The sequence below is a fragment of the Streptomyces sp. enrichment culture genome (assembly GCF_964273145.1).
In the GTDB taxonomy this organism is placed as follows: Bacteria; Actinomycetota; Actinomycetes; order Streptomycetales; family Streptomycetaceae; genus Streptomyces.
In genome coordinates, this window is sequence record NZ_OZ186873.1 from 147487 (window position 1) to 162114 (window position 14628).

Annotated in this window: 14 protein-coding genes; 8 read left to right on the top strand and 6 right to left on the bottom strand. The window is 73.0% G+C overall.

Annotated elements, in window-relative coordinates; all coding sequences use genetic code 11:
- Positions 1-21 precede the first annotated feature (21 nt).
- The 3 genes from ACSU6Z_RS00700 to ACSU6Z_RS00710 are packed head-to-tail and all read left to right on the top strand — an operon-like array spanning position 22 to position 4435.
- A complete protein-coding gene (locus ACSU6Z_RS00700; protein ID WP_437041805.1) occupies positions 22-2151 on the top strand; it encodes an HAD family hydrolase in 2130 nt (709 codons plus the stop codon).
- Entirely contained in the window at positions 2148-3725 is a 1578-nt protein-coding gene (locus tag ACSU6Z_RS00705; RefSeq protein ID WP_437041807.1) for a lactate racemase domain-containing protein, read from the top strand. Before ACSU6Z_RS00700 ends, ACSU6Z_RS00705 begins: the two co-directional genes overlap by 4 nt.
- On the top strand, positions 3722-4435 hold the full coding sequence (locus ACSU6Z_RS00710; RefSeq protein ID WP_437041809.1) for a lysophospholipid acyltransferase family protein: 714 nt from the start codon (positions 3722-3724) through the stop codon (positions 4433-4435). Before ACSU6Z_RS00705 ends, ACSU6Z_RS00710 begins: the two co-directional genes overlap by 4 nt.
- 467 nt (positions 4436-4902) lie before the next feature.
- Here ACSU6Z_RS00710 and ACSU6Z_RS00715 read toward each other — a convergent pair whose 3' ends face one another.
- A complete protein-coding gene (locus ACSU6Z_RS00715; RefSeq protein ID WP_437041811.1) occupies positions 4903-5826 on the bottom strand; it encodes an aminoglycoside phosphotransferase family protein in 924 nt (307 codons plus the stop codon).
- A gap of 1197 nt (positions 5827-7023) precedes the next feature.
- On the opposite strand from ACSU6Z_RS00715, the gene ACSU6Z_RS00720 reads away from it, so the two are divergent.
- On the top strand, positions 7024-7206 hold the full coding sequence (locus ACSU6Z_RS00720; RefSeq protein WP_437041813.1) for a PmrA: 183 nt from the start codon (positions 7024-7026) through the stop codon (positions 7204-7206).
- Between the two features lie 45 nt (positions 7207-7251).
- On the opposite strand, the gene ACSU6Z_RS00725 is transcribed toward ACSU6Z_RS00720, so the two are convergent.
- Positions 7252-7878 carry a TetR/AcrR family transcriptional regulator gene (locus ACSU6Z_RS00725; protein WP_437041815.1) on the bottom strand — a complete coding sequence of 209 codons (627 nt, stop codon included), beginning with the start codon at positions 7876-7878 and terminating at the stop codon, positions 7252-7254.
- Positions 7879-7977: 99 nt separating this feature from the next.
- Between ACSU6Z_RS00725 and ACSU6Z_RS00730 the strand changes: the two genes are divergently transcribed.
- On the top strand, positions 7978-8631 hold the full coding sequence (locus tag ACSU6Z_RS00730; protein WP_437041817.1) for a CatB-related O-acetyltransferase: 654 nt from the start codon (positions 7978-7980) through the stop codon (positions 8629-8631).
- 58 nt (positions 8632-8689) lie between these two features.
- Positions 8690-9886 carry a macrolide family glycosyltransferase gene (locus tag ACSU6Z_RS00735; RefSeq protein WP_437041819.1) on the top strand — a complete coding sequence of 399 codons (1197 nt, stop codon included), beginning with the start codon at positions 8690-8692 and terminating at the stop codon, positions 9884-9886.
- A 50-nt stretch (positions 9887-9936) separates the two neighbouring features.
- On the opposite strand, the gene ACSU6Z_RS00740 is transcribed toward ACSU6Z_RS00735, so the two are convergent.
- Positions 9937-10905 carry a site-specific integrase gene (locus ACSU6Z_RS00740; RefSeq protein ID WP_437041821.1) on the bottom strand — a complete coding sequence of 323 codons (969 nt, stop codon included), beginning with the start codon at positions 10903-10905 and terminating at the stop codon, positions 9937-9939.
- A 216-nt stretch (positions 10906-11121) separates the two neighbouring features.
- Here ACSU6Z_RS00740 and ACSU6Z_RS00745 point away from each other — a divergent pair, with 216 nt between their 5' ends.
- Positions 11122-11400 (top strand): hypothetical protein, encoded by a 279-nt coding sequence (locus tag ACSU6Z_RS00745; RefSeq protein ID WP_437041823.1) that lies wholly within the window; start codon positions 11122-11124, stop codon positions 11398-11400.
- Positions 11401-11856: 456 nt separating this feature from the next.
- Here ACSU6Z_RS00745 and ACSU6Z_RS00750 read toward each other — a convergent pair whose 3' ends face one another.
- A complete protein-coding gene (locus tag ACSU6Z_RS00750) occupies positions 11857-12120 on the bottom strand; it encodes an HU family DNA-binding protein (RefSeq protein WP_437041824.1) in 264 nt (87 codons plus the stop codon).
- Positions 12121-12332: 212 nt separating this feature from the next.
- Positions 12333-12509, bottom strand: coding sequence for a hypothetical protein (locus ACSU6Z_RS00755; RefSeq protein WP_437041826.1), 177 nt, complete (start codon positions 12507-12509; stop codon positions 12333-12335).
- A 157-nt stretch (positions 12510-12666) separates the two neighbouring features.
- Here ACSU6Z_RS00755 and ACSU6Z_RS00760 point away from each other — a divergent pair, with 157 nt between their 5' ends.
- A complete protein-coding gene (locus tag ACSU6Z_RS00760; RefSeq protein ID WP_437041828.1) occupies positions 12667-13842 on the top strand; it encodes a spore photoproduct lyase family protein in 1176 nt (391 codons plus the stop codon).
- Between the two features lie 158 nt (positions 13843-14000).
- Here the strand turns inward: ACSU6Z_RS00760 and ACSU6Z_RS00765 are convergent, their stop codons facing one another.
- Entirely contained in the window at positions 14001-14411 is a 411-nt protein-coding gene (locus ACSU6Z_RS00765) for a MerR family transcriptional regulator (protein ID WP_437041829.1), read from the bottom strand.
- Between the last annotated feature and the right edge of the window lie 217 nt (positions 14412-14628).

A 14628-nucleotide genomic window follows, 5' to 3' on the forward strand; every position in this document is an offset into this window, starting at 1 on the left:
CCTTCGAGGAAGCCGCACCCCATGCCCCGTACCTACCGCGTCCAAGACCTCGCGGGCACGCACGTCCTGCTGACCGGATCCGCCGAGCGCACCGAACTGGCGGTGCTGCACCGCCTCGTGACAGCCCATCCGCGGACGGACGTCAGTGTCGTGTCGCCGCCGGACGAGCCCGCCGCGCGGGAGGACGGACTCGCCCAGCTGCTGAGCCGGAAGGTGTTCGGGCCATGGCGGGAAGAGGTCGGGGCCGGACCGGCGATGGCCGAGGCACGTCGCCGGGTGAGCGTGCTCGCGGAGCCGTCGGAAGAGGTCCCGCCGCCCGACGGGGTCGACATCGTCGTGCACTGCGCCCCCACCGGGGGGCCGGACCGGCCGCTCGACGCCGTGTACGACGAGCAGATCGCACCGCTCGTCGCCCTGTGCGGGCGGTGGGCCCACCGGCACCGCCGGCCCCACCTGGTGTACGTGTCCCAGGCCGGTTTCTCCGGCACCGAGCGCGGAGTCGTCCACGAGGCCCGGCTGGGGCACGACCTGGACTGGCGCCGGGAACTCGCCCTGGCACGCGCCCTCAGGAGCGACACCGAGCGTCTGTCGAGGACCCCGGACAGACTGCGCCGGATCCGGCGTGCCGCCGCGCGCGCCCACCGGGGCGCGGGTCCCCTGATCGTGGCCCGGGAGGCGGAGGCCGCGCGCGGGGCGTGGGTGGAGCGGCGGCTGGTGGAGCGGGGCCGGGCCCGGGCGCGTGCCCTCGGCCGTCCCGGCCCCCAGGAGCTCGCCGCCGTGCTGGCCGAGCGCGTCGTCGAGGAGCTGGGGCGGCCGTACCCGCTGACCGTGCTGCGCGCGGCACCGGTGGGCCACGCCCTGCACCGGCCCTACCCGGGCTGGTGCGAGGGCAGGACGAGGGCCGTCCCGCCGGCCGTGGCCCTCACCCTGCTCGGCCCTGCGGCCGGCTCGGCCACGACGGTGTTCGACACCGTGCCCGCCGATCTGGTCGCCGACGCCGTCCTGGCCGCGGCCGCCGCGCGCCCCGACCCGGGCTCACCCCACTACTTCCACCTCGGTACGGGAACGGCCCGTCCGCTGACCCTGGGGGAACTGCGGTCCGTGCTGCGCACCCCCCTGCCCGCGCCCCGCCGGCGCCCGCCGCGGCACCGGGGCGCACCTCCGGGCGTGTACGACCCGGCCGAGGTCCGCTACGACGACACCGAGCTGGTGGCACTGGGGAACGCGCTGCCCCGCCCGCGGACGTACCACTTCGATCCGGGCGCGATCGACTGGCGGCGCCACCTGGCGGCCCGGGAGGCCGCGGACGCGGCCGAGCGGCTGCGCACGCCGGTCACCCGGGCTGCCGCGCTCACCGCGGCGCCCCGCCCGCCGGCGGCGGACGAGCAGGCCGTGGCCGTCTTCGACCTGGACGGCACCATCGTCGCCTCCGACCTGGTCGAGTCCTACGTGTGGACGCGGCTCGCCGGTCTGCCGCGCCGTGCCTGGCCGGCCGAGTTCGTGGACCTGATGCTCGACGCACCGCGCCATCTGCTCGCCGAGCGGGCCGACCGGGACCGTTTCGTCCGCGCCTTCCTGCGCCGTTACGCGGGCACGGACGAGGCCGCACTGCGGCACCTGGTGCGCGGGGCCGTCGGCGACGCCCTGCTGCACCGGGTCAAGCACGAGGCGGTCCGGCGCATCCGCGCGCACCGGGCGGCGGGGCACCGCACCGTGCTCGTCACCGGCGGCCTCGAACTGCTCGTCGAGCCGCTGCGCCCCCTGTTCGACGACGTCGAGGCGTGCCGTATGCGGACCCGCGACGGCGTCCTGACCGGCAGGGTGGCCACCCGGCCGCCCGTCGGCGAGGCGCGAGCCGCATGGCTGCGGCGCTACACGGCCGAGCACGGTCTGGACCCGGCCCGGGCCTACGCCTACGCGGACAGCTACTCGGACCGGCCGCTCCTGGACGCGGTCGGCCACCCGCACGCCGTCGACCCCGACGCGCGCCTGCTCCGGCACGCCGTGCGAAGGCGGTGGCCCGTACTGCGCTGGGGCGCCCACACCGCCACCCGGTGGGAGGCGCTGGCCGCGGCGGCCGGCGGAGCGGGCGGGCGAGGGGTGCGGGCGGCACGCCACCGGTTCCCGGGCACGCAGGAGGAGACGGCATGAGCGCACCAGGGTTCGTACTCGACGTCGACGAACGCACTCCGCCGCTGGTGCTGTTCGAGGGGGAGGGGATCCGCGCCGAGCGCCTGCCCGTGGGCAGCAGGGTGATCTACCCGCCGGCCTCGCTGCCCGGCATCCGCGACCTCGACACGGCCATCCGCAAGGCGCTGCTGCACCCACACGGCATCGAGCCGCTGCCCGAACTCCTGAGGCCGGGCATGCGGTTGACCGTGGTCTTCGACGACGTGTCCCTGCCCCTGCCGTCGATGCGCCGCCCCGACGTGCGCGGACGGATCATCGAGCACGTCCTGGAGATCGCGGCCCGGCGAGGGGTGGAGGACGTCGAACTCATCGCGGCCAACGCCCTGCACCGCCGGATGACCGCCGCGGAACTGCGGCACGTCGTGGGCGCCCGCGTCTTCCGCGCCCACTTCCCCCACCGCCTGCGCAACCATGACGCGGAGGACCGGGACAACCTGCTCCACCTGGGCATGACCGGCGCCGGCGAGGACGTCGAGATCAACCGCAGGGCGGCCGAGAGCGACCTCCTCGTCTACGTCAACGTCAACCTGATCGCCCTGAACGGCGGTCCCAAGTCCGTCTCCGTCGGCCTGGCGAGCTACCGCAGCCTGCGCCACCACCACAACACGCACACCCTGCGGCACTCGCGCTCCTTCAACGACCCGCCCAACTCCGCCCTGCACCACTCCTTCCACCGCATGCTGGACGTGATCGGCGGCCGGCTGAAGATCTTCACGGTCGAGACCACGGTCAACGGCGACTCCTTCCCGCCCTCCATGGGCTTCCTCACCACTCACGAATGGGAGTGGGGCCTCGCCGACCGGATCGGCTTCCTCGGCGTCCGGCACGGCAACCGCGCCCTGCCGCCGAGGCTGCGCCGCCGCCTGCTGAACTCCGTCAAGGCGCCCTACGGCGTCACGGGGGTCACGGCGGGCACCCCGAGCGCGGTCCATCCGATCACGCTGGCGAACGTGCACCGCCAGCAGGTCACCACCGTCCAGGGGCAGGCCGACATCGGGGTGTTCGGGGTGCCCTACGTCGGCCCCTACAACGTGAACTCGATCATGAATCCGGTCCTGGCGATGTGCATGGCCCTGGGCTACCTCTTCAACTTCTACCTCAACAAGCCGATCGTGCGGCGGGGCGGCGTCGGCATCTTCATCCACCCGCTGACGCCCGACTTCCACCCGGTGCACCACCCCAGTTACATCGACTTCTACGAGGAGGTGCTCACGCAGACCACCGACCCCGCGCGGATGGAAGCGGTGTTCGAGAAGAGGTTCGCCGAAGACCCCTGGTACATCCACCTCTACCGGACCGGCCACGCCTTCCACGGCGTCCATCCGTTCTACATGTGGTACTGGGGGGCCCACGCGATGCAGCACCTCGGTGACGTCGTCTTCGTCGGTGCCGACCCCAAGGTCGCGGCCAGGATGGGATTCCGGGCGGCGGCGACTCTCTCCGACGCCCTGGAGATGGCCTCGCACACCGTCGGCACCAGCCCGAGCATCACCTGCCTGCACACCCCGCCCATCACCATGGCGGACGTCCGGTGACCGCGCCCGACGACGAGCGGGTCCTTCCGCTGCCCTCCGCCTGGGCCCGCTCGGCACCGGCGCGAGCGGTGCGGACCACCGTGCACCGGGCCCTTCTCGGACCGTATGTGTGCGCCCGCGCCCGGCCGGCCGTCGAGGGCGCGGAGCACCTCGCCGGGCTGACCGCCCCGGTGGTGTTCGTGGCCAACCACGCCAGCCACCTCGACACGCCGCTGATCTTCGCGGTGCTGCCGCCGCGCATCGCGTCCCGGCTGGCGGTGGGAGCCGCCGCCGACTACTTCTTCCGCTCCCCGCTCACCGGCGCGGCCACGGCCCTCCTCTTCAACGCCTTCCCCGTGCGGCGGGGCACTTCGGGCCGTACCGGACGGGAGGGCCGGGACCGCGTGGTGCGGGGTACGGCCCGGCGCCTCCTCGAGGAGGGCTGGCACGTGCTGCTGTTCCCGGAGGGCACCCGTTCCCGGGACGGCCGGCTCGGCGCGTTCGGTACCGGCGTGGCCCGGCTGTGCCTGCGGACCGGTGCGCCGGCGGTGCCCGTCGCGCTGACGGGCACCCACACCGTGATGCCGTGCGGCACGCGTCTGCCGGTCCGCGGCGCGCCGCCCGTCTCGGTGCGGTTCGGCCGGCCGATCGGGGCGGCGCCCGGGGAGAGCGCCTCGGATCTCCGTGACCGGATGCGGGAACACGTCCGCGCGCTGCGGTGCTCCGCGTGAGCCGGGGCCCCGCCGAGGTCCGCACCCGCGGCGAACGCCCCGCGGCCACCCTCACATGCCGGTGGCTCCTGCGAAGACTGCGCCGCAGCACCACGCCGGTAACCGCCCCGTCCGAGCCGTCGTTCTCGAACTCGCCGCCCGCCCCAGCCGGGAAGGCGCAACCGTGCCAGGGGCGCGCCTCCACCCCCCTGCGGAACAGGCGGCGGTCACCGCCCGGTTTGTCGGCTTCCCCGCATCGTCCGGAACCCCCGTCAGGCGGATACTTGCCGGCCCGGCCGACATTTCATGTTCCGCGCGGTGTCGGCCGCGCCATCTCCCTCCTGTTCCCGTCCCGCGTGGGACACGGCCCGAGAGCTCGTGCCGCGATTTCGCCGAGGTCTGCCGGTCGTGTCCGGCGGATGCGCCGATCCGGCTGTGCTGCAGGATGAACACCCGACCGCGGATCCTCATCGGTCGAGGGGGCGGGATCACCGGTTGAGCAGCGACTGCGTGATCGCGACGGAGGACGGCGCGAGAGCGGTCTCGCCGTCGTCGATGTCCCACAGGGCGTTCTGCAGCAGCCGCCCGAGGGTCCAGCCGGTCGCGCGTGCGCGGTCCAGGCCGAGGACCTCGGTGAGCAGGTCGAAGCGGCGCCGCACCACGCGCGATGTGTCGCCCTTCGCGACGACGTCGTCCCACCTGCTGTCCAGGGCGGGCCAGAGGTCGAAGCCGGGGTCCCCGGCGAGCGGCTCGGGATCGATGGCGAGCCAAGGCTCACGCTGCGCGGCGAGAACGTTGCCGTAGTGCAGATCCCAGTGCAGGATCCGGTCCCCGGGCTCGCCGACCAGCTCGGCCACCGCCGACGCCCAGCAGCGCAGGAGTCGCCGGTCCGCCGGGTCCGCCAGAGCCGCGACCGCCTCGGGGACCTTCTCCAGCATCTCGGCGGCGATGTCGCCGAGGCTGCGCAGGCCCCGCGGCGCAGGGACACGGACCAGCCGGGCCTGGATCCCGGCGAGGATGCCCATCGCGATGTCGTCGTCCTCGATCGAGGCCAGCGTGCGGGCGGCGTCCAGTCGCTCCAAGAGCATGGTGCTGCTGTCGGGGTCGTGGTCGAGCAGCCGCACCGTCCCCTCGCCGTTCCAGGTGCGCAGCCCGATGAGTGCGGCGGTGGTCTCCTTCCTGGGCATCTGCAGTTTGAGGACCGCGCGCGTGCCGTCCTTGCGCAGCACCGGCAGCACCAGCGAGGCTTCCCCCGCCCGGACCGCGCCGTCCCGTCCCAGCTCCCAGCGGTCCAGGAATTCCGCGGCGAGAGCCGGCAGTCCGGCGATCCAGGCTCTCCCCTCCTCGCCGAACCCCCTGGCGTACGACACCGCCAGGGACCGCGGGACCTCGACCGCTTCCCATGTGCTCATGTCTTGTTCCCTCGAAGGAAATCGCGTACCCCGCTGCAACCTACCGGTCCGCGGCCGACAACCGGGCACTCGACGTGACGCGGGAGCGAGGAGGGCTGCTCGGCGACGTAGCGGGGCTTGCCCGAATCCTTGACGTCCGGGTGCCCCTTCGGGAGGTCACCGGCAGCGCGCGGCGCTGCGCGTTCTCACCCGGACCGGGCTCCGGGCGCGGCGGGACGGCTCGGCGACCGTCCCGCCGCGCGGCATGCGCGAGGTGTCGGCGTACCGGGGCGTCCTCCCCCTCGGCGGCTCGGGCACTCCTCCCCCCGCCGCCGTCCCCTGGCCGGCGTCGTACGAGGCCACGCCTGCGGGCGTGGCCGAGCCGGCCGGCTCACCGTACGCCCCGGCCGGGACGTGCCGCGGGCCGACCGCTGCCTGCTGGTCGTCCGCGGGGGCGGTCGAGGCCCTGTTCTCGTATGGCTACGGCGAACGGACACGTAGCGCTGGGTAACACTCGGGGCTGTGTTCGCCGTGAAGGCCGACGGTGCAGCGGTTGGCAGCGACGGTTCCGTTTCGGGGTCGGCTCATCGGACTTTCGTGGCCTGGTGTCTCGTCAGGGCGCTGCCGCAGTAAATGCCGGATCCACTGCGGCAGGGCCCCTACGGTGATCATCGCGACCTGCGGCGGGGGCTTCCAGCCGAAGGGACGAGGCATACGCATTTACTGCGGCAGAGCCGGAGGGGCGGGACAGGCATGGCGATCGAACGAGTGACCGAAATCGGGAGTGGGGGCGCGCTGCGTGTGCCGCACGCCCGGGTCGTGCCCCTGTCCGCCCTGCCCGCGTCGTACACCGCGGCGGTCGAGCGGTACCTCACCGGCGCGGGCATCGCGAAGTCCGCCGCACGGATCTACCGGATCCCGCTCACGACATGGGGTGGATGCTCGCCGGCGAACCCGCGCCGACCGGACCCGCCCGCCGCGGCGCGAAGCCGCTCGTCTTCCCCGTCGCCGCGATCGACGACCCGGCGCTGCCGGAGGTCCTGGCCGAGCTGGCGGCGGCGCGAACGGACGAGATGGACGCCGACACCGTCAACCGGGAACTGTCCCTCGCGCGCAAGGCAATCGGCTGGCGGCAGCGCCAGGGCTGGATCGAAGGCGATCCGACGATCGGCATCGAGCGGCGGCCGGCACCGCCGGACCGCACCAAGGCCCTCTCCGATGCACCGGCTCCGCCACAGTGCGCTCACCCACGACACCGAGGGCGGCACTCCCACCCCGGTGCCACTGGCCCGCTCCCGCCACGCCTCCGTCCGCTCCCCGGAGCGGTACGCCCGCCCCGGCACGGACGCGGTCGCCCGGCACGTCGCGGAGCGCGACCCGGCCGCCCGCCGCCGTAGGTGAGCCCTCGAAGTTGACCTCGCGGCTGTTTGCTGCCCATCTCCCCGATCACACGCCCCCTTCCCGACGGACGGAGAAGGCACCCGCGGCAGCCGCCAGGACTGCCGCCTCCGCGGCCCGTTCCGGGAGTCGGGGGTCCGGATCGGCGCGCAGGAGCACCAGCTGGTGGTAGAGGGGCGCGGTGGCGGCGATCAACAGGCTCCGCGCGTCCGTGTGCCGTGAAGGGAGTTCACCGCGCTCCGCGGCGCGCTCGACGAGGATCTCGCACTGGGCATACCGGTCCGCCCACAACTTCGTCTGGGCCCGCGCGGCCTGTTCGGAGTGGAACGAGGCGGCCATCAAGGCGATGGCGAGCGACGGCTGTACGACCAGGGATTCCTGGATCTCTTCGTTGAGGGCCGTCAGATCGCCGCGCAGGGAGCCGGTGTCCGGCGGCTGCCAGTCGATCTCACCGGCGGCGTCGATGACGTCGACGAGCAGACCGCCGACATCACGCCAACGCCGGTAGACCGTGGCGCGGTGCACTCCGGCCCGCTTCGCCACACCCTCCACCGTGAGTCCTTCGTGACCGACCTCAGCGAGTTCGGCGCGCACCGCATCGAGAACCTGGGCGCGGATGCGGGCGGTGCGACCGCCCGGACGGCGGTCCGACGTCGTGTCCAGTGGGTCTGTCATCGGCAATCAGTATCCGGTTGAGCAAGGCGGCAGGGCTGTGCCAGCATCTTAACGCGACAGTCGTCGCACTAGGTCCGCCAGAGAGGAACCGCCTCCGCGATGCCGTCCGTTCCCGCCGACCCCACCGTTCTGCACCCGATGCCCGAGCACCCACGCGTGGTGCTGCTCAAGCCGCTGGTGAAGTCGCCGTTGATCGAGGTCGGCGACTTCTCCTACTACGACGATCCGGACGAACCGACCGCGTTCGAGACGCGCAACGTCCTTTACCACTACGGTCCCGAGCGGCTTGTCATCGGCAAGTACTGCGCGTTGGGGACGGGCACCCGGTTCATCATGAACGGCGCCAACCATCGCATGGACGGCCCTTCCACCTTCCCGTTCCCCACCATGGGGGGCTCCTGGGCGGAGCACTTCGACCTGATCACCGACCTGCCCGGCCGGGGCGACACGGTCGTCGGCAACGACGTCTGGTTCGGGCACGGTGCCACGGTCATGCCCGGTGTGCGCATCGGCCACGGCGCGATCATCGCCGCCGGCGCCGTGGTCACCGGAGACGTCCCCGACTACGGCATCGTCGGCGGCAACCCCGCCCGGCTCATCCGCACCCGCTACGACGCCGCGGACATCGCCCGGCTCCTCGCCGTGGCGTGGTGGGACTGGCCCGTGCGGCACATCACCAGGCATGTACGGACGATCATGTCGGGGACCGTCGCCGACCTGGAGGAGGCCGCCGCGCAGATCGACCAGGCCTGACACCGCGTCCCCACCACACCACCCGCACCCGTCCCGCGCCGGAAACGAGTGATCGCCCATGTCCCGTCGCCGCGCCCATATCGCGATGGTCGGTGTCCCCATCGTCAGCCATGTCCTGCCCAGCCTGGCGCTCATCCGTGAGCTGGTGGCCCGCGGGCACCGGGTCACCTACGCCAACGACCCGTTCGTGGCCGACCGGATCGAGTCCGCCGGCGCGGAGCTGGTGTCCTGCGCCTCCACATTGCCCGTCGCGGACGACGACTGGCCCGCCGATCCCATCGCCGCGGCGAGCCTCTTCCTCGACGACGCCGTCCAGGCGCTCCCGCAACTGCGCGCCGCCTACGACGACGATCCGGCCGACCTGTACCTCTACGACATCGGCGCCTACGCCGCGCGCGCCCTCGCCGAAGCGCAGGGCCGTCCCCTCGTGCAACTGTCCCCGACGTTCGTCGGCTGGGACGGCTACCAGGAGGAAGTCGCGGCCCATCTGTGGAAGCTGCCGGGCGCCGACGCGTACCGGGACAGGTTCGCACGGTGGCTCGCCGACTGCGGTGCGACCACCACGGACATGGACACGTTCTCCGGCCCACCCGCCCGGGCCCTCGCCCTGATCCCGAGGGCGATGCAGCCGCACGCCGATCGAGTCGACACCGAAACAGTGACCTTCGTCGGCCCCTGCTTCGACACCCGAGCGGACACGGACGGCTGGACCCGCCCGGCGACCGCGGACAACGTGCTGCTGATCTCGCTCGGCTCGGCGTACACGCGCCAGCCCGCGTTCTACCGCCAGTGCATCGCGGCCTTCGGCGACCTGCCCGGCTGGCACGTCGTACTCCAGATCGGAAGGCACACCGACCCCGAGGAACTCGGCACCGTCCCGCCCAACGTCGAAGTGCACTCCTGGATCCCGCAGCGGGCAGTCCTGGAACAGGCCGATGCCTTCGTCACCCACGCCGGCATGGGCGGCTGCGGCGAAGGACTCCTCGCCGGCGTTCCCATGATCGCCGTGCCGCAGGGGGCCGAGCAGTTCATGAACGCCGACCGGCTCGTGGAACTCGGCGTCGCCCGCCGTGTGGACACCGCCGACGCCACCGCCGAGACCCTTCGCGCGGCGCTGAATGACCTGGTCACGGATCCGGAACGCATCGACCGGTCCAAGCAGTTGCAGGCCGCCGCCCGGGCCGAGGGCGGCACCCGGCGCGCTGCCGACCTCATCGAGAACATGCTGGCGGCCGCCGAGGGCCCCGTGCTCTGAGTACGGCCGCTTCCCTTCCCCGGCTGGCGCCGTCCTCATCCGAGGACCTGCTACCTGCAGGACGAGCGCGGGAAGGTCACCGCCAAGGGCGGGGCGGCGGAGTGGATCCAGACGATGTACGCACAGTGGCGCACCCGCCCGGCCCCTCCACCGTGCGCCCGGCTCCGGTCAGGTGGATGCCAGTCCTGAAGCTTGCGGGCTGCCGGACCGTTGCGCAAGGCGTCGTCGCCGACGCGGCGCGAGGAGCCGTCCGGGTTCCTGCGCTCGGAGGGGAACAGCGGGGCACCGGGACGGGTGTGGTCGTCGTCGAACTGGCCCCAGACGTCCTCGACGAACCACCGCAGCGTGCGGTCGGCGCCGTTGATCAGCGGCACCATCCGCTCGCGCGGGCCCGAGCCGCGGGCGCCCTTGCCGTGGCGCACGTGGGGTTCGCCGAAGCGGCCCAGCTCCCACTCGATGTCGGCCAGGTCGAGCTTGCATGTCCCGCTGGCCCTGAGTCCGACCTGCGACATCAGTTTCGATGCGGTGTAGTTCCGTGCGGTCGGGGCGAACTTGCGGCAGGTGGCCAGCTCGCCGTCCCAGCCGGTGAACAGGGTCTTGATCTCCGGCTCGGGCGGCGGGATCCGCAAGGCAGCGTCCTTGGACCCCTGCGGCCGGTTCATCTCGTCGATCGGGCACTCGACGACCCGCCCGGTCATCCGATGAATCCCGACCCTGTGCCGCAGCTCCAGGAACAGGAAGTACGTGGTCGGCGCCTGCGCGCGGGTCAACCGGGTACCGCTCGGCGAACCCCGGAGCACCTTCCCGAAGTATCCGTCGGCGTCGGCCGGCTCCATATCCCACAGCGGCCGGCCGAACCGGGCCCGCATCTGATCCAGGTGCCCGACCTCCCCGCGGATCGTGCCGTCCGCCAGGCCAGCCGAGGCCCGCGCGAGCACGTCGCTCTCGAACTGCTCCAGTTCCTCCGCCGGGACCGGATCGCGGAACTCACGCAGGTCGCGTACGGCTGCCGGCGCCAACCCGGGTCTCCTCACCTCCACCCCGATCACGGATCGATCGGACGAAGTGGGAACGTTTCCAGAATCCTGAAATTACGCCACCACCTCGAAGAGCACCCCAAGGAGACAGAACACCCTGGCCACGGGGACAAGGACTCAACGGAGCTCAGCGGAACTCACGGGATGCCGCACACGAGTGGTGTCGGACACGCGCGCGAACCGTTTATGATCTTGGTCATGTCTGTGCATGGCTCTGACAAAACACTTTCCCGCAAACAGAGGCTCCAGGAGAAGCAGCGCCGCCAGTTGGCGGCAGCCGACACCGTGGACAAGGCCGAGGCGAAAGCCCGCAAGGCAGAGGTGGAACTGGCGGTGGCCGTCGCCGAGGCCGTGCAGGTGTTCGGCGACGAGCAGGCCGCATCCGAGGGGCTCGACATGCCGGTGGAAGCGATCCGGCGCTTTCTCGGCATGGCGCGGGACGAAGCAGCCGGTGCCGACGAGGCCGCCGCGTCCTGAGTCCGGCCCGCCTCAGGGGCCGCGGTCCCGCGGCGGGGCCGAACGCACGCATCACGGCTGTCGCTCCACCATTTCCCTGGGTAGCGGGGCCTGCCGACGCGGTGGGGTCATCCCCTGGTGTGCGGCGGGAGCGCGGTGGCAGCCGTCCGACGCGGTCCCCGCGTGCGGAGCGGACCGGCGGGCGCACCCGCAAGCGAGGGATCGGTGCCGACCGGCTCGGACACGGGCACGGAGCCGGGCTCGGGGATCCGCGGGGAACGGACGGCCGTGCGGCCGGCCGACTCGTCGACGGCCACGATGATGCGGGCCTGCTCCAGCCGGACCTTCGTCACCCGGGCCAACGACTGCGGGGACACTGCGAGCGGGCCGGCGCCGGCGTCGTGGTCGACCGCGGGGCCGCGCGGGCGGGTCGCCTCGTGCACCGGCGATGTGCGGGCCTGGTGCGGCACGGGGCCGTCAGCGCCCCCCGCCCCGCAGGTACTCGGTGAGGGCGGCGCCCGGCCGGAAGACGGCCGTGCCGCCGTCGAGGTGGAAGCTGCCGAAACTGCCCAGGGACACCGTCTCGCCGTCGCGCAGCGCCTGGGCGATCGCACCGGAATGCTCCATGGTGCCGAAGACGGCGTCGAGCACCCGCCCGACCTCCTCCGGTGCGAGCGGTCGTTCGCCGCCGTGTCCGCCGGTGCCCTCGGTGGCCGCTGCGGCCAGACGCGCTTTGTCCATGAGCCGTATCCGTTCCCGTGCTGGTGGAAGCCAACGGTGGAAAAACAGTGGGAAGCACTTCCACCAGCATCCCGGCGGTCCGCCTTCGACGCACCTCGGACCGCGCCCGGGACCGGCAAACCGCCGACGCCGACCGCCACGTACCGGCCGCCCGGCACCGCACGGCGCGCGGACGGCTGACGGGCGGCACCGTCGGCCGGGCCGGAGGGGTGTCAGTGCCGGCGGCCCCGGGCGGCCCAGCCGCCGCCGACGCCCGCCACGTGCAGGGCCAGCAGGGCGAGCCCGACGAGCATGAAGTTGGTCGAGGTGAGGACGTCGTTGGTGGAGATGTCCGCGGCGTTGATCAGGAAGGCGATGAGGAACAGGACGGCGGCGACGATGGCGAGCACGGGACCTCCTGGGGTGTCACGGCGCCGTCCGGCGCCGTGACACCCGTATGCCCCCGACCGGGACCGGAACACGGGGCCGGGCGGACCGGCGCGGCGCCGTACAGTGGAGGGACGGGCCCCCGCCCGTACCCCACGCACCACCTGCCCCGGAGCCCCGATGCACCACCCGGCCCCCCTCCCGGACGACGGCTCCGGCACCCTCTTCGAACTCGACGCGCTCTCGCCCGGACCGGCCGGCGACGCGGCGGGCCCCTCCTTCCGCGACTCCGCCACGGCCCGGCGCCTGCTGCCCGTGCGGGAGATCCACGCCGAGCCCGCGGCGGCCGCCTCCCCGCGCGGTCGGCAGGTCATCGCCCGGTTCCCCGGGGCTCGGCTGGTCACCGTGGACTCCCACTGGCGCATCCCCGGCCTGCACGGCAACGAGGGCAACGTGGAGCGCTGGGTCCGCGTCAAGGGCGAGACGCTGGTCCTGGGTGAGCGCAAGACGCTCACCACGCGTCCCAACGGCCGGTCGGCGGACTGGATCGCGCCGGGCGCCTCGAACGGCTGCGCCATGGCCTGCGCCTACTGCTACGTGCCGCGGCGCAAGGGCTACGCCAACCCGATCACCGTCTTCACCAACATCGACCGGATCATCGCCCACCTCGGGCGGCACATCGCCCGCCAGGGCCCCAAGACCGAGCCCAACCAGTGCGACGCCGAGGCGTGGGTGTACGACGTCGGCGAGAACGGCGACTGCTCGGTGGACGCCCTGATCTGCGACAACACGGCGGACCTGGTGCACGCCTTCCGGCAGTGGCCGACGGCCAAGGCGTCGTTCGCGACCAAGTTCGTCAACCCCGACCTGCTCGCCCTGGACCCGCGCGGCCGGACCAGGATCCGCTTCTCGGTGATGCCGCCGGACGACTCCCGGCTGCTGGACGTGCGCACCTCGCCCGTGGCCGAGCGGATCGCCGCCGCCGCGGACTTCCTCGACGCCGGGTACGAGGTGCACTTCAACCTCTCCCCCGTGGTGCTGCGTCCCGGCTGGCGGGCCGCGTGGGCGGAGCTGCTGCGCCACCTCGACGACGTGCTGCCCGAGCGGGTGAAGCGGCAGGCCGCCGCCGAAGTGATCATGCTGACGCACAACCGGGAACTGCACGAGGTCAACCTCGGCTGGCACCCGCGGACCGAGGAGGTCCTGTGGACCCCGGAGCTGCAGCAGGCCAAGCGCTCGGAGAACGGGGCGCTCAACGTCCGCTACCGCAACCAGGTCAAGGCGGAGGCACTGGCGACGCTGCGGACCCTGGTGGACACGCACGCGCCCTGGCTGCGCGTCCGGTACGCCTTCTGACGGTCACCGGGCGATGGTGAGGCCGCGGCCGGCCCGACCGGTGCCTGTACGCAGGTGCAGGGGCCCGCGGAGCGGCGGCCGGAGGCGGACCGGGCGCCGTCACCCCGCAATCGGCTGAACCGCCCGCCCGCAGGAGGCGTCCTCGCCGCCCGGCGCGGTCACGGGCAGACCGGCTCGCTCTCGGGCAGGCGGGCGCGCAGGGTGGCGGCGAAGTCCTCGGCGCGGGCCAGTTGCACGCGCAACTTGTCCACCTGCTGGGTCGCGATCCGCTCGTACCCGCGCACGCGCTCCAGCAGCGCCTCGCGCTCGTCGTCGTCGAGGGCGCCGTCGCCGTCGAGACGGTCGGTGGCGTCGAGCAGGTCGCGCATCTGGTCCAGGGTGAAGCCCAGCGGTTTCATCCGGCGGATCACCATCAGGCGGGCGACATCGGTCTCGGTGTAGAGGCGGAAGCCGCCCTGGGAACGGGCGGAGGGGATGACCAGGCCGGTCTCCTCGTAGTGGCGGATGGTGCGCAGGGACAGCTCCGTCCGTGCGGCGACTTCGCCGATCTGCATGTGCCTGTCGTCCACGCCTGTGTCCTGGCCCTTCCGGTCGTGGCGGACCGCGTCCTGCGCGGCCCCACCGACCTCTACTCTAACGTTAGGGTAGAGTAGGAAGTGGTGAAGGCGGCTCGGCCGCCTCGCCGCTGCCGTTCCGGGGCCGATGCTGCCCCCGGCACAGTCCCGATTTCCGCAGGAGAGAGCGTGCGCGAGCCCATGACGCCGATCGCCGCCGCCTGCCCGCCGT

Excerpts from the sequence above, each read along its gene's own strand:
- ACSU6Z_RS00700 (WP_437041805.1), top strand. The coding sequence starts at position 22 with ATGCCCCGTACCTACCGCGTCCAAGACCTCGCGGGCACGCACGTCCTG.
- ACSU6Z_RS00705 (WP_437041807.1), top strand. The coding sequence starts at position 2,148 with ATGAGCGCACCAGGGTTCGTACTCGACGTCGACGAACGCACTCCGCCG.
- ACSU6Z_RS00715 (WP_437041811.1), bottom strand. The coding sequence starts at position 5,826 with ATGAGCACATGGGAAGCGGTCGAGGTCCCGCGGTCCCTGGCGGTGTCG.
- ACSU6Z_RS00720 (WP_437041813.1), top strand. The coding sequence starts at position 7,024 with ATGCACCGGCTCCGCCACAGTGCGCTCACCCACGACACCGAGGGCGGC.
- ACSU6Z_RS00725 (WP_437041815.1), bottom strand. The coding sequence starts at position 7,878 with ATGACAGACCCACTGGACACGACGTCGGACCGCCGTCCGGGCGGTCGC.
- ACSU6Z_RS00730 (WP_437041817.1), top strand. The coding sequence starts at position 7,978 with ATGCCGTCCGTTCCCGCCGACCCCACCGTTCTGCACCCGATGCCCGAG.
- ACSU6Z_RS00735 (WP_437041819.1), top strand. The coding sequence starts at position 8,690 with ATGTCCCGTCGCCGCGCCCATATCGCGATGGTCGGTGTCCCCATCGTC.
- ACSU6Z_RS00745 (WP_437041823.1), top strand. The coding sequence starts at position 11,122 with ATGTCTGTGCATGGCTCTGACAAAACACTTTCCCGCAAACAGAGGCTC.
- ACSU6Z_RS00750 (WP_437041824.1), bottom strand. The coding sequence starts at position 12,120 with ATGGACAAAGCGCGTCTGGCCGCAGCGGCCACCGAGGGCACCGGCGGA.
- ACSU6Z_RS00760 (WP_437041828.1), top strand. The coding sequence starts at position 12,667 with ATGCACCACCCGGCCCCCCTCCCGGACGACGGCTCCGGCACCCTCTTC.